This window comes from Acinetobacter sp. GW821-FHT09D10 (assembly GCF_059416285.1).
Map to the genome: position 1 here is coordinate 1 of NZ_JBWKOW010000010.1, position 20,060 is coordinate 20,060.

The 20,060-nt window shown below is 38.4% G+C and carries 19 protein-coding genes and 1 pseudogene; 11 read left to right on the forward strand and 9 right to left on the reverse strand.

Annotated features, from left to right (window positions below; all coding sequences use genetic code 11):
- The first annotated feature begins 162 nt into the window (after nt 1-162).
- Nucleotides 163-692: pseudogene (locus AC07M3_RS17275) on the forward strand (GNAT family N-acetyltransferase).
- Nucleotides 693-1,005: 313 nt separating this feature from the next.
- Nucleotides 1,006-2,004, forward strand: coding sequence for a cysteine synthase A (gene cysK / locus AC07M3_RS17280; RefSeq protein ID WP_494567907.1), 999 nt, complete (start codon nt 1,006-1,008; stop codon nt 2,002-2,004).
- 53 nt (nt 2,005-2,057) lie between these two features.
- Here cysK and AC07M3_RS17285 read toward each other — a convergent pair whose 3' ends face one another.
- The 4 genes from AC07M3_RS17285 to AC07M3_RS17300 all read right to left on the reverse strand — a co-directional run bounded on the left by AC07M3_RS17285 (nt 2,058) and on the right by AC07M3_RS17300 (nt 4,252).
- Entirely contained in the window at nt 2,058-2,666 is a 609-nt protein-coding gene (locus AC07M3_RS17285) for a lytic transglycosylase domain-containing protein (RefSeq protein WP_494567906.1), read from the reverse strand.
- A gap of 279 nt (nt 2,667-2,945) precedes the next feature.
- On the reverse strand, nt 2,946-3,179 hold the full coding sequence (locus AC07M3_RS17290) for a DUF2798 domain-containing protein (protein WP_494567905.1): 234 nt from the start codon (nt 3,177-3,179) through the stop codon (nt 2,946-2,948).
- 4 nt (nt 3,180-3,183) lie between these two features.
- Nucleotides 3,184-3,750, reverse strand: a complete 567-nt coding sequence (locus AC07M3_RS17295; protein WP_494567904.1) for a flavodoxin family protein — start codon at nt 3,748-3,750, stop codon at nt 3,184-3,186.
- Nucleotides 3,751-3,766: 16 nt separating this feature from the next.
- On the reverse strand, nt 3,767-4,252 hold the full coding sequence (locus AC07M3_RS17300; RefSeq protein WP_494567903.1) for a DUF2938 domain-containing protein: 486 nt from the start codon (nt 4,250-4,252) through the stop codon (nt 3,767-3,769).
- An 81-nt stretch (nt 4,253-4,333) separates the two neighbouring features.
- On the opposite strand from AC07M3_RS17300, the gene AC07M3_RS17305 reads away from it, so the two are divergent.
- The 4 genes from AC07M3_RS17305 to AC07M3_RS17320 all read left to right on the forward strand — a co-directional run bounded on the left by AC07M3_RS17305 (nt 4,334) and on the right by AC07M3_RS17320 (nt 9,557).
- Nucleotides 4,334-4,738: a helix-turn-helix domain-containing protein gene (locus tag AC07M3_RS17305; protein WP_231762107.1), complete on the forward strand. Its 405-nt coding sequence runs from the start codon at nt 4,334-4,336 to the stop codon at nt 4,736-4,738.
- 148 nt (nt 4,739-4,886) lie between these two features.
- Complete coding sequence (locus AC07M3_RS17310) at nt 4,887-6,146, forward strand: esterase-like activity of phytase family protein (protein ID WP_494567902.1); 1,260 nt, start codon at nt 4,887-4,889, stop codon at nt 6,144-6,146.
- A gap of 214 nt (nt 6,147-6,360) precedes the next feature.
- Nucleotides 6,361-8,742 carry a YgiQ family radical SAM protein gene (locus AC07M3_RS17315; RefSeq protein WP_494567901.1) on the forward strand — a complete coding sequence of 794 codons (2,382 nt, stop codon included), beginning with the start codon at nt 6,361-6,363 and terminating at the stop codon, nt 8,740-8,742.
- A 314-nt stretch (nt 8,743-9,056) separates the two neighbouring features.
- Nucleotides 9,057-9,557, forward strand: a complete 501-nt coding sequence (locus tag AC07M3_RS17320) for a DUF2726 domain-containing protein (RefSeq protein WP_092709699.1) — start codon at nt 9,057-9,059, stop codon at nt 9,555-9,557.
- A 208-nt stretch (nt 9,558-9,765) separates the two neighbouring features.
- On the opposite strand, the gene AC07M3_RS17325 is transcribed toward AC07M3_RS17320, so the two are convergent.
- Nucleotides 9,766-10,119: a RidA family protein gene (locus AC07M3_RS17325; protein WP_005037389.1), complete on the reverse strand. Its 354-nt coding sequence runs from the start codon at nt 10,117-10,119 to the stop codon at nt 9,766-9,768.
- A 149-nt stretch (nt 10,120-10,268) separates the two neighbouring features.
- On the opposite strand from AC07M3_RS17325, the gene AC07M3_RS17330 reads away from it, so the two are divergent.
- Nucleotides 10,269-11,087, forward strand: coding sequence for a hypothetical protein (locus tag AC07M3_RS17330; protein ID WP_494567900.1), 819 nt, complete (start codon nt 10,269-10,271; stop codon nt 11,085-11,087).
- Between the two features lie 228 nt (nt 11,088-11,315).
- Here the strand turns inward: AC07M3_RS17330 and dinB are convergent, their stop codons facing one another.
- From dinB to AC07M3_RS17350, 4 genes are all read right to left on the reverse strand, one after another.
- Nucleotides 11,316-12,371: a DNA polymerase IV gene (gene dinB, locus AC07M3_RS17335; RefSeq protein ID WP_494567899.1), complete on the reverse strand. Its 1,056-nt coding sequence runs from the start codon at nt 12,369-12,371 to the stop codon at nt 11,316-11,318.
- Nucleotide 12,372: 1 nt separating this feature from the next.
- Nucleotides 12,373-13,134 (reverse strand): glycoside hydrolase family 25 protein, encoded by a 762-nt coding sequence (locus AC07M3_RS17340; RefSeq protein WP_494567898.1) that lies wholly within the window; start codon nt 13,132-13,134, stop codon nt 12,373-12,375.
- A gap of 77 nt (nt 13,135-13,211) precedes the next feature.
- A complete protein-coding gene (gene mdtD, locus AC07M3_RS17345; protein ID WP_005037383.1) occupies nt 13,212-14,603 on the reverse strand; it encodes a multidrug transporter subunit MdtD in 1,392 nt (463 codons plus the stop codon).
- Nucleotides 14,604-14,773: 170 nt separating this feature from the next.
- Nucleotides 14,774-15,397 carry an LOG family protein gene (locus AC07M3_RS17350; RefSeq protein WP_005037381.1) on the reverse strand — a complete coding sequence of 208 codons (624 nt, stop codon included), beginning with the start codon at nt 15,395-15,397 and terminating at the stop codon, nt 14,774-14,776.
- A gap of 326 nt (nt 15,398-15,723) precedes the next feature.
- Here AC07M3_RS17350 and AC07M3_RS17355 point away from each other — a divergent pair, with 326 nt between their 5' ends.
- The 4 genes from AC07M3_RS17355 (at nt 15,724) to niaP (ending at nt 19,947) form a co-directional block, all read left to right on the forward strand.
- Nucleotides 15,724-17,316, forward strand: a complete 1,593-nt coding sequence (locus tag AC07M3_RS17355) for a TerC family protein (protein ID WP_494567897.1) — start codon at nt 15,724-15,726, stop codon at nt 17,314-17,316.
- Between the two features lie 72 nt (nt 17,317-17,388).
- Nucleotides 17,389-17,856: a YchJ family protein gene (locus AC07M3_RS17360; RefSeq protein WP_494567896.1), complete on the forward strand. Its 468-nt coding sequence runs from the start codon at nt 17,389-17,391 to the stop codon at nt 17,854-17,856.
- 45 nt (nt 17,857-17,901) lie between these two features.
- Nucleotides 17,902-18,546: a trimeric intracellular cation channel family protein gene (locus AC07M3_RS17365; protein WP_005045261.1), complete on the forward strand. Its 645-nt coding sequence runs from the start codon at nt 17,902-17,904 to the stop codon at nt 18,544-18,546.
- A gap of 81 nt (nt 18,547-18,627) precedes the next feature.
- The gene (gene niaP, locus AC07M3_RS17370) at nt 18,628-19,947 is read left to right on the forward strand and encodes a niacin transporter NiaP (RefSeq protein ID WP_005037373.1); all 1,320 of its coding nucleotides are present in this window, start codon (nt 18,628-18,630) and stop codon (nt 19,945-19,947) included.
- Nucleotides 19,948-20,060 lie beyond the last annotated feature (113 nt).

Consider the following 20,060-nt stretch of genomic DNA (forward strand, 5'->3'; position numbering starts at 1 on the left):
TAGTGTGGGGTTTCCCATGTGAGAGTAAGTCATCGCCAGCTCATTATTCAAACACCCCTGTCCAATAGGCCAGGGGTGTTTTTTTATGCTGGAAAAGGGGAGTAATGCTTTAACTGCCTAAAAATGATATTTTTAGCCCATAACTCCCTTCTATTTTTTTAAATATACCTATGCAATGGATTAAATAAGCAACAGCGACAACAGATTGCTGAGCTATGTTTTTCTGCTTTTGATGAAGATCCTTGGAGTCAATATACCTTCATGCAAAGTGCTGTTCATATAGTAGGCATATTAGATGATAATATTGTGTCACATGCTTTATGGACAGATAGAGTTTTCACCATACATGGCAGTTTCAATGTGAAAACTGCTTATATAGAGTAGTGACTACTGACTACAAGATGCGGGGTAAGGGGTTCGCATCACAATTATTAAGACATTTAGTTGATACATTAACTTCTTTGGAATATGAGCTTGCGGCATTACAACCAGAAGATGAAGCATTTTATAAAAAATTAGGTTGGATTTCATGGTGGGGAGATTTATACATCAAACAAGATACTTCTACTTATCTGACTGATGACTATGAAATTATGCTATATCCTTTGAGTACTCAGCTGACAGACCGACTATCACATCGTTCAGAAGAGAATACTATTTGCGCAGAATGGCGAGAGGGTGAAGTTTGGTAGTTTTAATTACATAAAATATTGAACAAATATTAGCTTTAATGTTTGATCAGAAGATTAGTGTAGTCTTAATAATGTGAAATATTAGCCAGCGTTCCTATTATTTTTAATGTGGTACGTAAATAGGAAAATAAATTTATCTAATCTAATAATTTGATTCTTAATGTATTTTTAAATTGTTATTTGTTAAAAAAAATCTATGACAAGACACGTTGTTAATTTGATAATTTAGGCATTACTTAGCTTTTCTACTTTCCTGTTTATTAGAGAAGCTTATAATGATTCAGCATCATTCCAAATCTAATAAGGATATAACATGTCTACCGACCAGCAATTTCCAACACCCAATAATTTAGGGATCGCAGTTTATTCAAATAATGCAGAAGCAATTGGTAATACACCTTTAGTTCGTATCAATCGTTTGATTAAAACTGGTGCAACTGTATTAGCAAAAGTAGAAAGTCGGAATCCTGCATTTTCTGTGAAATGTCGTATTGGAGCGGCACTTATTGCAGATGCAGAAAAGCGTGGTGTGTTAAAAGAAGGCATGCATATTATTGAACCAACCAGTGGTAACACGGGGATTGCATTGGCTTTTGTTGCAGCGGCTAAGGGTTACCCAATTACTTTAACTATGCCTGCAAGCATGAGTCTTGAGCGTAGAAAAGTATTAAAAGCACTCGGTGCCAATTTAGTTTTAACTGAACCAGCGAAAGGGATGAAAGGTGCAGTTGATGAAGCTGTGAGATTAGCAGCTGAACAACCAGATGTTTATTTTCTACCTCAACAATTTGAAAATCCAGCAAATCCACAAATCCATGTGGATACAACTGGTCCTGAAATTTGGCAAGCAACAGGCGGGCAAGTCGATATTTTGGTTGCTGGTGTAGGTACTGGTGGCACAATTACTGGTATTTCTCGTTATTTCGAACAAGTTCAAAATAAACCTTTGTACTCTGTAGCCGTTGAACCTGCTGAGTCTCCAATTATTACTCAAACTAGAAATGGTGAGAATATTACACCTGCACCGCATAAAATTCAGGGAATTGGTGCGAACTTTATTCCAAAGAATCTTGATTTAGATCTTGTTGATGAAGTCTTACCAATAACTAGTGAAGAAGCAATTCAGTTGGCAAGAAATTGTGCAACGCAGGAAGGCATTTTAGTGGGTATTTCAAGTGGAGCAGCTTTGGCTGCGGCTGCTAAAATTGCAGAACGTCCTGAAAATGCTGGCAAAACGATTGTTGTTATTCTTCCAGACAGTGGAGAGCGTTATTTATCTTCTGTTCTATTTGAAGGTTTATTTGACGAATAAAATTACTTGTATAAAACGCCCATCAAAAGATGGGCTTTTTATTTGACCTTAATTTATAAGGCGCTTTTTAGAGCTTTTTGATGACGTTTAATAGATCGGGCATATTTCTTAGCTTTGTGACGTGTCCAGAAACTTCGCTCATATCCTGTAGGTCCAACGTTGTAATAAGCAGTGGCTTTAAACCAGCTATCTGCTGACTGATAATAATGATTTAAAATATACGCCCCACATTGAATATTAGTCGTTTCATCATACAAATTACCGGCACAAGTTTGTTGCCAATAGCTTGGAATAATTTGAGTTAAACCGACTGCACCCGTAGGTGATAGAGCATTAGTATTATAACTCGATTCTTGTCTTATGACTGCGGCAAGTAAAAGAGGTGGCACATTATATTGATCAGCACTTTGAATAATAATTGGAGATAACCGATTCGCTGTGCTTTGTGGAACAGAATAAGCTTTTTGTAAACCAGACGAGAGTTTATTTGAACGCCATGAAAATGAACCACTATTCGGGCCTAAGCTCGTACATCCCGTCATTATTGTCATTAAAACAATTGTAAAAAATTTGAGGCTCAAAATGTGTATTTGAGTTGGTTTAAAATAATTGTTAGATAAAGATGAGGTAAGCAAAATATAAAACCGATAATCAAGTTTCAAATGAAATCATGGTATTCAGCTGTAACTAATGGATCAATATAAGTTCTGTTGCTCCGCACAAGAAAATAGTGATAATTTTGTATGATTAAAATGAAAAAACCCCGACATCCTGTCGAGGTTCCTTCGTATTCAGCTTATGTAGCTAACTCCTGTCAACTACCGCTTCCTGCGTTCTTATTCTTCTTCAATGAGACATCCTGTCTCTCTATGTTTCATATATTATAAAAAAATACTAAAGCTGGATATCCGCAATTCACCGCAAGTTTTGTACGTTTTAACTTACAGATATACTTTTTCAACTTTCTTAAATACGATGTCGACTAGTTTCTGTGCTACAGGAGTACAGATCAATACACTTGGGAAAGCAAATATCCACGCAATACCCCATGCGGATATCCATAATGAAAAGAAATTTTGAACTGGTTCTACTGCTTTGAAAGTCGTAATTCCTGAAATTATAAATGACATCATTGCAGATAATATGAGCGGAAATAAAATCCTTTGTGCTGTCATAATCTTACACTCCAAGATAAGCATTCAAGGTCATTGCAAAATTATTTCCAAATAATCGAGCAGTTTTAATGTCTCCTTCATCAAACCTATCGGGACTACTGTCGTGTTCAGCCTGAGCCATTAATCCTGACCATGAACCAAGACGGTTAGCTGCTTCAGCATAAGGTACACCTTGATGTTGCTCGGGCAGAATTGGATTACCGATCCATAACATGCCATGTTGCATACAGAAGGTAAAAAGTGAAATTAATGTCGATTGTTTATCACCTGAGGGAAGGGATGATACGGTAAACCCAGCCGCTAGTTTTCCTTTAAAGCTCTGTTTTTTCCATAGTGGACCAGTTGCATCCATGAGTTGTTTTAATTTCGAGGATACTCCGCCTAAGTAAGTCGGAGATCCCCAAATTAAGCCATCGTATTGGATAAGTATTTCAGGGTTTTCAATGAGATGTTCAGCACTTAGTAGATCTACTTTAATATTTTTTTGGCTTAATACGCCAGTTTGAATTTGCTGAGCAATAAACTGAGTATGACCTTGGCGACTATGGTAAATAATAGCAACGGTTTTCATGAGATTTTCCTTTATTTTAAATTTGAAAGATTTTTGCAGTGAGATATAAACCACAGCCAAAAACACTATGGTTAAGCAAACTTTTTAGACAGTTCAAAAATGGATGAGGTGTTTTTGAAGAGGCAATCCCACTACCCATTGCAGGTTGCATAATGAAAAAAGGAATGAGAACTGTGACTAAACCAAAAAGTAACGCTGAGTAAAACTGAGGGTGAATGAGCCAATCGGAGCCCACAATGAAAAGAAAGCTCAAAGCAAAAATTAGCCCAACACTATAGTGTGCGATCCAACCTAGTAAATATTCACCCTTAATTTGAGAGCTTTGTGCAATAGATTTATGTATGAATTTGCCTTGAAATATCCAACCAACCCAGCGTCCGAGAAAGGCAAAGTTTAAGGTCGGAATTTTGAATAATTTTAGTATTAACAGCCAGATATCCATAATTACTGTTGCCCCGATGCAGAGGCATAAAGCTTGAAACAACAATGTGAAGATATTCATTTTTACACCTTGCTTTTATATGTATGAAACGTGATAAATTTATTGTGCAAGTTGAAGTTCACTTGAAGTCAAGAGGGTATTATGGATATTGGTGAAGTCGCGAAAAAGGCAAAAGTAACAACAGCAACGCTACGTTTTTATGAAGAGAAAGGATTAATTAAATCAATAGGGCGGCAAGGTTTACGTCGGCAATATGGTAAACAGGTGCTTGATCAACTGGCATTAATTGCTTTAGGTCGTGCTGCGGGTTTTTCTTTAAATGAGATCGCCGCAATGTTTGGACAAGATGGTAAACCTGATCTTGATCGTCAAAAACTAAAAGATAAAGCTGAACAATTAGAGCAAATGGCAAAGCGATTACATTTTATTAGTCAGGGATTACAACATGCGGCAGTGTGTCCTGCTGAAAATCATATGCTATGTCCTACCTTTCAGAATTTTTTGAAAGCAGCAATTGCCGGAGAATACCAGCCAACAAAACTTTAATCAGTTTTTATCAAAGAAATTCAATTTTTGCTGTGTATTGAATAGTTAGCTTGTCATATTTTCGCCATAAAGATTTCATCTTTTTGAAGTAAAAACTTCATATAAGCTTGATTAAATTTGCTTAATTTTTTACCGACTGTATAAAACCATGAGCAAAAAAACTTTAGTCGCATTATTATGCTGTGCCAGTTTAGGATTGACGGCATGTAACAATGATAACGATCAAGAACAAACCTCACCCACTGAAAATGTTACCGAACCGACCTTAATTTCTTTTGCTAAGTTACCCGTAGAAACCTACGCTTCTGGTCCAGACTCTGGCGCATATGTGAAAGGTGCAAATGGAATTTATCCTCCATTTAAAGGTCAACCTGTACAGGGCTTTTCTGCTGCATTAAAAAATGAAGATGGCAGTTATATGGCAATGGCCGATAACGGGTTTGGGACTCAAGATAATTCATCAGACTTTTTACTTCGTATCTATAAATTAAAGCCTGATTTCAAAACTAAAGCTAAAGGTACGGGTCAAGTTACTGTGCAAAGCTTTATCCAACTGCGTGATCCAAACAAGTTAATTCCATTTACTATCGTCAATGGTGATACAGCTGAGCGTTTATTAACTGGTGCTGATTTTGACCCCGAGTCAATGCAACGTACTAGTGATGGGACTTATTGGATTGGGGATGAGTTTGGTCCTTATTTACTTCATTTTTCTGCAGATGGTGTGTTGTTGGATGCTCCAATTGCTCTGCCAAATCCACTAAATCCGACACAAGAACTTCGCTCTCCTCAAAATCAGTTTAATAAAGCGCAAATTAATTTTGTAGAGCCTCTGGTTCAGCAAAGTGGTGGTTTTGAAGGAATGGCAATTTCGCCAGACGGTCAATATCTTTATCCTCTTGTAGAGAAACCGCTTAAATCAATTCGAGAAACGGAAAGACAGCTATTGATTTCTCAATTTGACCTGAAGAAAAAAGCTTATACAGGAAAATATTATTGGTTCCAGTTAGACAGTAAGGCAACCAATATTGGTGACTTCCAACTTTTTAATGATAAAGAAGGCATTATTATTGAGCGTGATGCGACTCAGAATAATTTAGGCGGATATAAAAAACTAATTCGTATTAAATTAAATGAGTCAGGCCAACCCGTAAGCCGCGAAGATTTAGTCGATTTAATTAAAATTGCCAATCCAAATTTACTTTATGGCACAGCAAGAGTCGGGGATATTGGGACAGAGCAGATTTTTGCCTTCCCATTTGAAACCATTGAAGATGTCATCATTGAAAATGGTACAACCCTCACTGTTCTAAATGATAATAACTTCCCAGGCTCTATAGGACGTAATGCAAAATTGGCTGACGATAATGAGATTATTCAAATCCGCTTACCCAAAGCTTTGTTCTAAGTCTTATAAATAAGTGCGTTAAAACTGCGGTGGAGTTTATTCCGCCGCATTTATTAGAAGAATAAAATATTGAATAAACTTTAATCAAATTAATTTTTATATCCTTGTTTTCGTTTGTTTTATAAACAGGGAAAATGAATGGAATTCATGTTAAAATGATCGGCTTTCATCTTTAGATGTCTCTCCTCCATCTGCTAGCCGAGATTCGCAAGCCATGTCTACTGCTTACACCATGCAAACTGCGCCAAAAGCGTTGTTTGATTACGACAAATATTGGGCGTCGTGTTTTGAACCAGCACCATTTTTGCCGATGTCACGAGAAGAAATGGATCAACTTGGCTGGGATGCGTGTGACTTCATTTTAGTTTGTGGTGATGCCTATATTGACCATCCATCTTTTGTATCAGGTGTGATTGGGCGTGTACTTGAGGCACAAGGTTTTCGTGTCGGAATTATTGCACAGCCAGACTGGACCAATGTTGAAAGCTTCCGCATTTTAGGTAAGCCTACCATTGCTTGGGGTGTGACGGCAGGTAATATGGATTCGATGATCAACCGTTATACGGCAGATCGTAAAATTCGTTCAGATGATGCTTACTCTCCAAACAATGAGCCGAACAAACGTCCTGACCGTGCAGCAACGGTATATTGCCAGCGTTGTCGTGAAGCATTCCCTGATGTACCTGTGTTATTAGGTGGAATTGAAGGCAGTTTACGTCGTATTGCACACTACGATTATTGGTCAGATAAAGTTCGTCGTTCGATTTTGATGGATTCAAAAGCCGATTTGCTTATGTATGGTAATGGTGAGCGTGCCATTATTGACGTGATGCACCGTTTGGCTAAAGGTGAAAAAATCCACGAGATTACAGATGTTCGTGGTACAGCATTTATTATTAATAAACATAACAAAGCATCGAAAGCAAAGTTTGTTGAAGTTGCGAGTAATGATGTAGATACGATTGGGCGTGTTGACCCAATTATTAACCCATATGTCATGACTGAAGATATTGATGGTTGTGAGGTTGAAAAAGAAAAAGGTAACTCATTAGCTCAGTATCAAGATTTCCAGAAAGAGATTGTTGCAAATCCGATTGTGCGTGAAGGCGACAAACTAGATGACGACACTCAAATCGTTCAATTAAAGCCGGCACCGTCAAAAGCAATTAAACACAAGTTGCCTCCACGCGAGTTGGCGGTAATTCGTTTACCTTCTTTTGAAGAAGTGTCAAATGATCACGTGCTTTACGCGCATGCAAACCGTATTTTGCATCTTGAAACTAATCCGGGTAATGCCCGTGCTTTGGTTCAACGCCATGGTGAGCGTGATGTCTGGATCAATCCTCCTCCAATTCCTCTAACCACTGAGGAAATGGACTATGTGTTTGATCTTCCATATGCACGTTTGCCTCATCCAACTTATGCCGATGCTCGTTTCCCAGCATTTGATATGATCAAATTCTCGGTCAACATTATGCGTGGCTGTTTTGGTGGCTGTACTTTCTGTTCGATTACAGAACATGAAGGACGTATTATTCAAAACCGTTCTGAAGACTCAATTTTACGTGAGATTGAGAAAATTCGTGACACGGCACCAAACTTCACAGGCATTATTTCTGACTTAGGTGGCCCAACAGCAAACATGTATCGTTTGCATTGTAAAGACCCAGAAATTGAAAAGAACTGCCGTAAACCTTCTTGTGTATATCCGGGTGTTTGTCAAAACTTGCATACCGATCATGCACCTTTAGTACAGCTTTATCGTAAAGCGCGTGCGATTAAAGGGGTAAAGAAGATTTTAATTGGTTCTGGTTTACGTTATGACCTTGCAGTACTGAATCCGGAATATGTAAAAGAACTGGTACAACATCATGTGGGTGGTTATTTAAAAATTGCTCCAGAGCATACCGAAAATGGCCCTTTATCGAAGATGATGAAACCGGGTATTGGGACATATGATCGTTTCAAGCAAATGTTTGACCGTTTCAGTAAAGAAGCAGGAAAAGAGCAATACTTAATTCCTTACTTTATTGCTGCGCATCCAGGTACTTCAGATTATGACATGATGCACCTTGCAATCTGGCTTAAGAAAAATGGTTTCCGTGCCGATCAGGTACAAACGTTCTATCCATCGCCAATGGCAACTGCAACCACCATGTACTATTCGGGTAAAAACCCGCTTGCTAAAGTAGCTCGCTATACTGAAAAAGTTGATATTGTAAAAGGTGAGAAGCGTCGTCGTTTGCATAAAGCATTCTTACGTTACCATGATCCAAACAACTGGCCATTACTTCGTGAGGCCTTAAAAGAAATGGGTCGTGCCGATTTAATTGGTAATTCGAAGCAGCATTTGATTCCGACCTATCAGCCACAAGGTACTGCTGAAGGTGAATATAAATCTGCACGTAAGAAGAACTCGTCTGTGGCGGGAGATTCAGCAAAACGTGGTCAGGGGCAGACTCGCTCAGTAGCAGGGCAAAAACGTCCACAAAAAGGACAGGTTCTAACCCAACACACTGGTTTGCCTCCTCGTGAAACAGGTGAGAAAAGACCGTTTGGTGGTAAAAGTAAACCAAAATCAAAAGCTCGTGGATAATGATAAAAAAGGCTCTTGAACAGAGCCTTTTTTGTTTTTAATATGTCTATTTAAATCGCATAGTGAGATTTTTGCAGATTTAAAGTACAAAAAACGTAACGAAAAATGATAAATACCATAAATCTGACGAGCTGCACTTGATTGTTGTTGACTCTATGATTATAAATAATGTGAGGGTGGCTAAATTTAAGCCAAGCTTGATAACTACAAGTGAAATTACTAAGTGAACCTTTTAAAGAACGGCTGTGTCGTTATCAATTAAAACAAAGTGTGATCTAGCAAAATCATTATAAAAAACTTAAAGGATTAGGCCCATGTATTATCTAATTACGATCTTATTATTATTTTTGGCTGTTGTGATGGCAGTGAAAAGTCTTTCACGAAGGCATCAACATGATAGTGCCTTGAAGCGCCGTGCAGTATTAACGAGTCATGAGCAAATAACATTAACCAGACTACAAACAGTTTTGCCTAAATTTACAGTATTGGCACATGTATCCTTTGATGCACTACTAACTACAAAATATGCGCATACACGACGAAAATATCAAAATATGGCAGCTGATTTTGTTGTACTTGACCAAAATTATCAGGTTGTTGTAGTTGTTGTTCTTGGCGAAAATGGTTTACGCCGAGCGCATCAACAATATGAACGTCGTCTGTTGCAACTCGCTGGTTATCGCGTGCTGCATTATAGTGAGGTACCTGACTATCATGATCTAAGAAGAGACTTATTGACTCCAGAAACAGAGATGGCAACTTTACATGCAACGCCACAGCTAGAAAGAATGTCAAATGCTTTTGTGAAGTCTTAAAAAGTAGGTAACGTTAGATTTGGATAAAAGTTCGGTGCAATAAAGATTAAAAATAATTGTGTCTAATCTTGAATAACAAGTATGGGCAAGCTTGGTAATTTGATAAGCCCTAATAAGATACTGACACTCATTATTTAAAAGCAGTAAAAAATTGAGCAATATAACTAGAGATATTGCTCAATTTAATCTCGATTTATATTTATAAAAATTATGGAAGTACTGCAACAACCGTCATTTCTACAAGCACGTCTGGCGCATAAAGTTTGGACTCAACACAAGTACGCGCTGGTGGGTTCCCTTCACTAATCCATGCATCCCAAACAGCATTCATCGCTGCATAATCTTTTTCGATATCTTTTAGAAAAATCATGACAGAAAGAATGTGGGTTTTATCGGTTCCAGCTTCTGCCAATAAGCGATCAATATTATCTAAAGTTTGCTGAGTCTGTGATGTAACATCTACGCTTGTATCATCTGCGAGTTGCCCAGCTAAGTGTACTAAATTACCTGAAATTGCAACTTCGCAGTAACGTGAAGTAACGTGTAAACGCTTTACCGTCATATTTATTACCGAGTAAAAAATAAAATGAATTGTACTTGATCGAACTATATTAAATTGTAAATTTTATATTTAAATAGAATAATTAATGACAAGATTTATTATAAATTGCTAATATCTGCATTGAATAAAATAATATATTGGACATGATCATGCAAAAAAAAATAGAGATTATTATATTGGGAGGATTATTGGGAATGACAACAATAACGCATGCTATAAATCCTGATCAAGAATATATATTGTTCTTTGAAAAATATAAACAGTTGTCAAATGAGAGTGATCCAAAAGGAATGGAACTCTATGCAGACAATGCCAAACTTAATCAAAAACAAATCACACCGGATGGTATTGAACAAAGCATAAGTATGTCTGGGAAAAAACTAAAAGAACTATTTTTAGAAAATCAAGAAATGCTTCAAAAGCTGGGATATACATCTAACTATAGTGATGTGAAAGTGACGAGGAGTCAAAACTCTGCAAAGATTTCAGCGACGAGATATAGCAATAAGAACTGTTTTACAGATCGTGATTACTATATGGTGGTTTCTCGTGGGGTGGATAAACAGTTATATATTACAGAGGAATATTCTACAAGTGTCCCTCAGAATTTGTGTAAAGAAAGTATTAAGGATGATTTGCCGCTACAGTTAACTTTTGGGGCCAAGATGATCAATAAAAACTTGCCTATGCAAGTAGATCGAGAAACAAATTTAGAACATGTTGAGGCCCAAGGGAAAGAATTAACGTTGAATTATCGTCTGATTCATATAACGTCTGCGGATATGCCTGCTGAATGGGTACAAGCAATGGAAGTTAATGGTGTTCCTGAAATTGTTAAAGGTGTTTGCGATAATATAAAAATGAAAGAATTATTAAATAAAGGAGCGCAACTTAATTTAAAGTATTTATATAAAGATAATGTGCCATTAACTAAAATTAAAATGACCAAACAGGACTGTAATATATAAATGTTTTTATTAAAGAATAAATTATAATAAAAGGGCACATTTGTGCCCTGCAATATTCGGATTTGGTCGTCACGCCAATCACAGGACGGTATGCCAAAAGTAAAGGTTGCTTTAAGCATGTTGCAAATACATGGGTAATGAATATGCGCTGATTAGGTTACTCTAAACTTGGAGCAAAAGGGAATAGATTTTGTTCAAAATCCACTCTTTTGAGTGAAAATTAGTCAATCACCAAAGGTTAAGTTGAAAGTCATCTGATTGAGTTTGTAACTGATAAACCCCTATACCAATTAAGCGGAACTGGAAATGTTCGGGAATCTGCATTTCATTTAATAATAAAAATAAAACTTGGATTAGGTCGTGTAGCGACTGAATAGGTCTTTTAAAGCTTTTACTATGTTGTAAAGTCTGAAAATTCTTGAGTTTAAGTTTGACATTAACACCACGTGCATTGAGCTGTTTTTTCTCTAAGCTTTGCCAGACTTTTTCGGCTAATCCCTGCCAATAGGGCTGACATTGAGCTAAAGTAAAATCACTATCAAAGGTAGTCTCTTTTGAAATTTGTTGGCGAGCTCTTTCAGCTTGAACAGGTCTATGATCAATCCCTTGCGCATATAGATAGAGCTGTTGACCATATTTACCAAAGTGGTGAACTAAAATAGCCTCTTCAACTTTCTGTAAGTCACCTAGCGTATGTAACTGAAGCTGTTGTAATTTTTCCTGAGTGACTTTACCCACACCAGGAATTTTTTTAAGTGGAAGATCTTGAATGAAATTAGCAACCTGCGAAGGTTTTATTACGCATAAACCATTCGGTTTATTCCAGTCAGAGGCGATTTTTGCTAAAAACTTATTGGGTGCTACACCTGCCGATGCAGTCAGTCCAGTTAATCTGAAAATATCTTCTCGAATATGCATGGCAACTTCAGTTGCACTCGCAATCTGTTTTAAATTCTCAGTGACATCCAAATAAGCTTCATCTAAAGATAAAGGCTCAATAAGTAGCGTATATTGCTGAAAGATCGAGTGAATTTGAGCTGAAACTGTGCGATATTTTTCAAAATTTGGTTCAATAATAACGACTTGAGGGCATAGTTTTCTTGCCTGACTCATCGACATGGCTGAACGCAAACCAAATTCTCGGGCAGGGTAAGATGCAGCAGCAATCACAGCTCGCGGATGATGAGATGAAATAACAACGGGTAAATGCCTTAATTCAGGTTGTTCCCGTAGCTCGACTGATGCATAAAAGGCATCCATATCGATATGAATGATTTTGCGCATATTATTGTGCTTTCACGATGCCTTGCTGCTGTAAAAATTGGTGCCATTCTTTGACTGAACCCTCATAAACATTTAAGTCTACAGGCTTTGTTATCCCTTCAATTTTACCCTGATTACTATGCTGCCAAAAGAGCCATTTTCTTTTATCTTTGAGTTCAGGTTTAGCTTCATAATCGCGCACCCAAAGAGGAGTACCAGAAAAATTTCCAACTAGGACAATGTGATAAAAAGTTCTAGAAATATAAAAGATGGGCTGTTTGCCATAATGCTGTTTTAAGCGATCATGCATGATGCCAATTTCTTTAATTAATTGTTCTTTGGTGTATGTATTAATACAGTTACTGTCGTATTCCAAATCAATAACTGGCGGAAGCGCATCTGATTTTTTAGGCACAGTCGCAATAAAGTTATCTGCTTGCGTTTTACCATCACGGCATAGACGGTAAAAATGATAAGCCCCTACATGAAGCCCATGTTCACGAGCTTTGAGCCAGTTTTCTTGAAATTTTGAATCTTTATAATCACCACCTTCAGTCGCTTTTAAATAAACGAATTGGAACTTTTCTGGTGATATTTTTTTCCAGTCAATATCACCTTGATGGTGAGAGACATCGAATCCCTGAACTGGATAATCTTGTGCCACGGCTTTTTGTTGATAGAACAGACCAAAATAAGCCAGAACTCCCATAACACATGCCAAGCCAATTCCCATTAGGGTATTGTAGTGCCGTGCTGTGAAAAAGGTTTTAGCCAGTTTGGTCATGCAAAACTCATTAAAGATGTTAGGCCGACATCATAACGTGATTCAAGAGTGATAAACCACGCTAAAAGTGCAACGGCTTATACGGGGGTATTTTTGGGAATCTGCCAGAAGATAAGTGCAGCAATGACATTGATACAACCGAGGCAAATTAAGGTGACATGGAATGCTGTTGTCACGTGATCGGCACCATAATAACTGGTAAATACATTAATGAGTGTACCTGCCAGCGCCACGCCAATACTCATTGATAGCATCATGATCATCGATAAAAAACTATTACCGCTACTCGCATCTTGTTGAGGTAAATCTTTTAAGGTCAAAGTGTTCATTCCAACAAATTGTAATGAATTTAATGTACCAAATAAGAAAAAGTGTAAGGCTCTAAACCAAGTTGGGGTGTCCACTGTCATGATGGCGAAAGAGGCAATACATAGCCCGACCAGCGTTGTGTTGATGAGTAAAAAACGTCGGTAGCCAATTTTCTGAATAATTGGTCTGACGATTGGCTTTGAAAATAATGAACCTAAGACCAGAGGAATCATCATTAAACCCGCAATAAAAGGTTCAAAACCAAAAGCGACCTGTAACATGAGCGGTAAAACAAAAGGTAAGGCATTCCCACCAAAGCGGGCAAAGAAATTACCTAAAATACCAATCGCATAAATTTTATTTCTAAAGAGTCGACTGCGGAATAATGCGTTTTGATGGGTATGAGAATGATAGGCATACCAAAGTGTTGCGATTATGCCAACCACCAATAGCGAAATGCTGAACCATTTTGAATATTCAGGCGATGCCAGATGTTCGATACCCAAAGACCATCCAATCATTGCTACCACTAATAAGATGAAGCCGCCTAAATCAAATGTTTTGACTGAAGGTTCTTTTAAATTAGGCATGACTTTTAATGTCATTAAGATGCCTAAGATACCCATGGGAATATTGATGAGAAAAATCCAGTGCCAAGTTGCAACTTCAACTAACCAGCCGCCTAAAGTTGGTCCAGCCAAAGGTCCGAGTAAACCTGCAAGACTCATTAAGCTCATTGCAGCTAAGAACTGAGTTCGAGGAATAATTTTTAAAAGTGATAGTCGACCAACAGGGAGTAATAATGCTCCACCCACGCCTTGGATAACTCGGAAAACTAACAGCTCATTGAGGCTCTGAGAAAGACCACAACCTAAAGAAGCCAGAGTAAAAATAACGATTGCTGATAAGAAAATATTTCTAACACCAAAGCGGTCTGCTAACCAGCCACTTAAAGGAATACAGGCAGCTACTGATAAAACATAGGCCACTACTACGCTGTGCATGCGTAATGGATCTTCATTTAGATGATGAGCCATTGCAGGAATAGCGGTATTTACAATCGTTGTGTCCAAAGCCTGCATAAAAAAGCCAATGGAAACCAAAAGTACGAGTAAGCGATATTCAGGTTGCAAGGCTTGGTGAGTCGGCGTGGCATTCATAACATTTGAAAGTTAACGTTTTGGTCTAGTGTAAAACAAATTGAAAGTAAAAAAAGTAAGACAATGTTGAGTACCCCTTTACTAAATCTAATTGCTTTTGAAAGCACGGTGAAAATAGTTAAAACAAAAAAAGCGGCAGGACCGCTTTTTTATGGAGAGTAGGTGGGCAACTAGACAACAAATCTTTTTGGCATTTTTAAGTTTTTTATCACGTTATAAATTTGATCAACGTCTTCGCAGATAATCAATTTAGCGCGGTGTTGAAGTGGGAGAAAACCCTCTTGAACCGCATGATCTAACTGAGCAATCAATGCATTATAAAAACCATTTACGTTATATAAAATCATGGGTTTTTGATGTTGGTTGAGTTGACCCCAAGTGGCTATTTCTAATATCTCTTCGAATGTTCCTAAACCACCCGGTAATGCAACAAATGCACTTGCACGTTCAGCCATCATGGCTTTGCGCTCATGCATGGTTTCTACTACGTGTAATTCGGTTAATCTTGAGTGTGCTTCTTCATAGTTAAGCATAAAATCAGGGATCACTCCCACAGCTTCACCGCCATTTTCGAGTACGCTGTCGGCTACTTGTCCCATTAAGCCAATGCTTGCACCGCCGTAGACCAAACCAAAGCCTTGCTCAGCAATTCCACGAGCGAGCTCAATTGCTTTTTCTCGATAGATTGGATTATTTCCTACACGTGAACCACAATATAATGCAATAAGAGGTTGTTTTGTTTTTACAGCTGTTATGGATGAATCATTTACTGCCATTGTTAATACGCTATTCATTGCTTTATTTTCACCTTATCACGTTCATATTTCTTGTCTACACTAAGCCAAAGATATGACAACTTTATAAGCAGATTTATAAGAAAGATTCATGTTTTGTATGGGTTTGGTGAATGCCCTTCATGAACAAATAAAAATGATGAATTTCTATTAAATCTTGCCTATACTAAAAATTCGTTTAACAACATATGAACAAATATGGGTAGTGGTTGTAGTCGCTCCGTTTTAATTTCTTGTCCTAAAAAAACATTTTCCCTCCTTTGTATGGGCATGCCTGCTGTGTTGCCAAATAAAGATAAAATCCAGTCAGCGCAGGAGCAGGATCGATGATCTTTGAATGGATGTCTGATCCCGCTGCTTGGGTGGGCTTAGCAACTTTAATCGTTCTCGAAATTGTTCTGGGGATTGATAACCTCGTTTTCATTGCTATTTTGGCCGAAAAACTGCCGCCAGAGCAGCGAGCTAAAGCGCGCGTAGTGGGTCTGGTGCTCGCTTTGGGAATGCGTTTAGTACTTTTAGCTTCGATTGCTTGGGTGGTGACACTAACTGAACCACTTTTCCATATTCTTAATCATCCATTTTCTGGCCGTGATTTGATTTTGTTGTTCGGTGGTGTGTTCTTGCTCTTTAAAGGCACCATGGAATTGCATGAGCGCATGGAAGGTAACCAACTTCATAAAGAAGATAATCCTGTTCATGCTGCATTCTGGATGGTCATTGTCCAGATTGTTGTGCTTGATGCTGTGTTCTCATTAGACAGTGTGATTACAGCTGTCGGTATGGTGAAAGAACTGTCAATCATGATGGTTGCCGTTGTAATTGCTGTCGGAATCATGTTGTGGGCATCAAGACCACTCATGGACTTTGTCAATAAGCATCCAACGGTCGTTATTCTGTGTCTTGGTTTCTTGATGATGATTGGTTTCTCTTTAGTCGTGGAAGGTTTTGGTTTCCATATTCCAAAGGGTTACTTATATGCTGCAATTGGTTTCTCTGTTTTGGTAGAAATTATCAATCAGAGCATGCGCCGCAATCAGGAAAAGCTAGTGACAACCACAGACTTGCGTTATCGCACTGCCTCTGCGGTTTTACGTATGCTAGGAAGTAAAAGCAGTGGTTCTAGCTCAGATACACAATCTTCTGATAAAGAAGATGTATTGGCTACACAAGCTTTTGCAGATGAAGTTTTTGACGAAGAAAATGGTGCTTATCATAGTGTACTTGTGCAAGGTGTTCTTAGTTTATCAGAACGTCCTGTAAAGTCTGTTATGACTCCACGACCTGAACTTGAATGGATTGATTTAGACGACGAACCGGAAGTTTTAAAAGAACGTTTAATGTCAATGACACACTCTCGTTTGATTGTTGCACGTGGTGAGCTTGATAATATTGAGGGTATTGCACTCACTCATAAAGTTTTGAATGGCTTTATTGAAACTGGTGTAGTCGATTTCCAAAAGCATTTACGTGAACCCGTCATTGTGCATGAAAATGCTCAAGTACTTATGGTGATGGAGCAATTACGTCAAGCGCCTTTACAAATGGCAATCGTTTTAAATGAATACGGTTCAATTGAAGGTATTGCAACACCAATCGATATCTTAGAAGCAATTGCGGGTGAATTCCCAGATGAAGATGAACTAGATGCGGCTGCTGAGAGCTTGGAAGATGGTTCATTAATACTTGAAGGTTCAACCGACATTCGCCATGTATCTTTGTTATTAGGTCGTGATTTGGTTGATGAAAGTGAACAGTATTCTACTTTATCGGGCTATTTGTTATTCCATTTAGGTCGCTTGCCTGAAAATGGTGAAACTGTTGAAGCAGATGGTTATCGCTTTGAAGTAGTGACGATGGAAGGCCATAAAATCGAGAAAGTTCATATTGTTTCTATCGAACAAGATGAATCAAAAGATTAAATGACATTTCAAGTCTAGAAACATCATAAAATAGCTCAAATCTGAGCTATTTTTTTATTTGAGAAACACAGAATGACTCAACACACTTGTCCATGTGGAAAAGCCAGCTATGCAGAATGTTGTGAGCCTTTACATTTAGGCACAGCAAAAGCCCTAACAGCAGAGCAGCTTATGCGTTCGCGTTATAGTGCTTTTGCATTACAACAAATTGACTATATTGTGAAAACAACTGCTTTAGGTCAGCAAGCTGCGCTTGATAAAGAGGCTATTGCAGACTGGAGCAAACAAAATCAATGGTTGAGTTTAGAAGTTATTCAGGCCAAAGAAAAATTAGACGAAACGCATGCGCAGGTTGAATTCAAGGCGCATTATCATGATGGACAAAAAGCTCAGGTTCACCATGAGGTTTCACATTTTGTATATCAGCAACAACAATGGTTTTTTCTTGACCCCACGGTAGATATGCATGTCACGATGAAACAACCGTGTGTATGTGGCTCTGGAAAAAAATTTAAACAATGCTGTGCACAATTCCTATAACTTTACCTTAAAATACGCCCACCGTTTGGCCTGAGGGAAAGGGCGATGTTACTCACCGTTATTTATATTATTGCGATTACTGCGGAAGCTATGACAGGTGCATTGTCTGCTGGGCGACGGAGTATGGACTGGTTCGGTGTCGTACTGATTGCCTGTGTGACGGCCTTGGGTGGTGGCTCTGTACGTGATGTACTACTCGGCCACTATCCTTTAACTTGGGTAAAACATCCTGAATATTTGGTTCTGACTTGTTGCGCTGCATTTGTCACAATCATTATTGCCAAATGGATGCGTCACTTACATAACATCTTTTTGGTGCTCGATGCTTTAGGTTTAATCGGGTTTACCATCATTGGTTGCCAGATTGCCTTGCAGATGGGGCACGGTTTTGTCGTATCCGCTGTAGCTGGTGTATTGACCGGAGTTTCTGGCGGTATTTTACGTGACATTTTATGTAACGATGTCCCGTTTGTTTTCCGTCGCGAACTTTATGCGAGTATTTCTTTGGTGGCGGTCATCTGTTACTGGGTATGTCAGGATTTAGGGTTAAGTTTAGAGTTAACCGTCATTTCAACCTTAATTTTCGGTTTTACCCTTCGTTTGATTGCCATCTATTTTGGTTTAGAAATGCCTAAGTTTATTTATAAAGATGATGATGCAGAGTCGGCTTCTTCAACCGATGAACATTAATCATGCAGAATGCTATGTGAGCATGCTATAACAATTAAATAATTGTCTTGCTCACTTACTTTTTCCAGTAGAGTCATTCCTATGGACCTGATTTCACGTATACAAAATCTTCCAATCGGCAAATTTCACTACACATTATTGTGGGTGGTTGGTCTAGGTTGGATGTTTGATGCGATGGACACAGGAATCATTGCTTTTATCATGACAACCTTAGTCAAAGACTGGGCGCTAACTCCAGCCGAAAGTGGCTGGATTGTGAGTATTGGCTTTGTGGGAATGGCGATTGGAGCAGTTTGTTCGGGAGCTTTGGCTGATCGATTTGGCCGTAAGACAATATTTGCCACTACCATGGCAATTTATAGTATCGCGACGGCCTTATGTGCTTTTGCGCCAGATTTAAAGTGGTTATTAATTTTTCGTTTTATTGTTGGTGTTGGTCTTGGTGGACAGTTGCCTGTTGCTGTAACACTGGTTAGCGAATATATACCCGCACATGTACGTGGTCGTTTTATTGTACTCCTTGAAAGTTTTTGGGGTTTAGGCTGGTTAGTTGCTGCATTAATTTCTTATTTTATTATTCCTAAGTTTGGTTGGCATATTGCATTTCTTATGGGTGGCCTCCCACTGATTTATATTTTAGTGATTTGGAAAAAACTCCCTGAGTCGATACCGTATCTCATTAATCGTGGCCGTATTGAAGAAGCGCATGCATTAGTTCAAAAATTAGAAGCTCAAGCGGGTGTTCAAATTGTTCATCATATTGAAGTCATGCCTGTAGCTATACGACAAAAGGTTTCTTTTAAACAACTTTGGAGTGGTCCTTTTGCACGCCGTAGTTTAATGCTCTGGCTCATTTGGTTTGGGATTGTCTATTCCTACTACGGTATTTTTACTTGGTTACCGAGTTTATTGGTGAAACAAGGCTATGACATTGTTAAATCGTTTGAATATGTTCTTCTTATGATTTTGGCACAGCTACCTGGTTACTTGGCAGCTGCATGGTTTGTAGAGCGCTTGGGAAGAAAGATTACACTGGCTTCTTTTATTGGCTTTTGTGCATTGTCTGCATATTTCTTTGGACAAGCCGACAGTGTGAACAGCATTATGTTTTGGGGCTGCCTCATGTCATTCTTTAATTTAGGAGCATGGGGAGTGTTATATACCTATACGCCAGAGCAATATCCAGCCAATATTCGAGCTTTTGGTTCTGGCTGGGCTTCCGCAATGGGGCGTTTAGGCGGGATTTTGGCGCCGATCGTTGTCACACATATGATGGTGGCTAAGAACGGATTTAGCCACGTTTTTATGATGTTTACAGTTGTTTTGCTTTTGGTTGCTGCTGTAATTTTGATATTGGGTGAAGAAACCCAAGGAAAAAGATTAGAGTCGATAGGGCTTTAGTTTTGCCTAACTTTATAGCAAGTAACTAAAAATATCGAGAGATGAGACATAATTTGACGCTCAGGTGACAGACTCCCTCTTGTGTCTGTAACATAGCCCACTTAGCATAAGAC

What these genes read in the sequence shown, in the direction of transcription:
- AC07M3_RS17355 (WP_494567897.1), top strand. Translation starts at nt 15,724, where the DNA reads ATGATCTTTGAATGGATGTCTGATCCCGCTGCTTGGGTGGGCTTAGCA.
- mdtD (WP_005037383.1), bottom strand. Translation starts at nt 14,603, where the DNA reads ATGAATGCCACGCCGACTCACCAAGCCTTGCAACCTGAATATCGCTTA.
- cysK (WP_494567907.1), top strand. Translation starts at nt 1,006, where the DNA reads ATGTCTACCGACCAGCAATTTCCAACACCCAATAATTTAGGGATCGCA.
- AC07M3_RS17315 (WP_494567901.1), top strand. Translation starts at nt 6,361, where the DNA reads ATGTCTACTGCTTACACCATGCAAACTGCGCCAAAAGCGTTGTTTGAT.
- AC07M3_RS17360 (WP_494567896.1), top strand. Translation starts at nt 17,389, where the DNA reads ATGACTCAACACACTTGTCCATGTGGAAAAGCCAGCTATGCAGAATGT.
- AC07M3_RS17340 (WP_494567898.1), bottom strand. Translation starts at nt 13,134, where the DNA reads ATGACCAAACTGGCTAAAACCTTTTTCACAGCACGGCACTACAATACC.
- AC07M3_RS17295 (WP_494567904.1), bottom strand. Translation starts at nt 3,750, where the DNA reads ATGAAAACCGTTGCTATTATTTACCATAGTCGCCAAGGTCATACTCAG.
- AC07M3_RS17305 (WP_231762107.1), top strand. Translation starts at nt 4,334, where the DNA reads ATGGATATTGGTGAAGTCGCGAAAAAGGCAAAAGTAACAACAGCAACG.
- AC07M3_RS17320 (WP_092709699.1), top strand. Translation starts at nt 9,057, where the DNA reads ATGTATTATCTAATTACGATCTTATTATTATTTTTGGCTGTTGTGATG.
- AC07M3_RS17350 (WP_005037381.1), bottom strand. Translation starts at nt 15,397, where the DNA reads ATGAATAGCGTATTAACAATGGCAGTAAATGATTCATCCATAACAGCT.
- AC07M3_RS17310 (WP_494567902.1), top strand. Translation starts at nt 4,887, where the DNA reads ATGAGCAAAAAAACTTTAGTCGCATTATTATGCTGTGCCAGTTTAGGA.
- AC07M3_RS17290 (WP_494567905.1), bottom strand. Translation starts at nt 3,179, where the DNA reads ATGACAGCACAAAGGATTTTATTTCCGCTCATATTATCTGCAATGATG.
- niaP (WP_005037373.1), top strand. Translation starts at nt 18,628, where the DNA reads ATGGACCTGATTTCACGTATACAAAATCTTCCAATCGGCAAATTTCAC.
- AC07M3_RS17300 (WP_494567903.1), bottom strand. Translation starts at nt 4,252, where the DNA reads ATGAATATCTTCACATTGTTGTTTCAAGCTTTATGCCTCTGCATCGGG.
- AC07M3_RS17325 (WP_005037389.1), bottom strand. Translation starts at nt 10,119, where the DNA reads ATGACGGTAAAGCGTTTACACGTTACTTCACGTTACTGCGAAGTTGCA.
- AC07M3_RS17365 (WP_005045261.1), top strand. Translation starts at nt 17,902, where the DNA reads ATGTTACTCACCGTTATTTATATTATTGCGATTACTGCGGAAGCTATG.
- dinB (WP_494567899.1), bottom strand. Translation starts at nt 12,371, where the DNA reads ATGCGCAAAATCATTCATATCGATATGGATGCCTTTTATGCATCAGTC.
- AC07M3_RS17330 (WP_494567900.1), top strand. Translation starts at nt 10,269, where the DNA reads ATGCAAAAAAAAATAGAGATTATTATATTGGGAGGATTATTGGGAATG.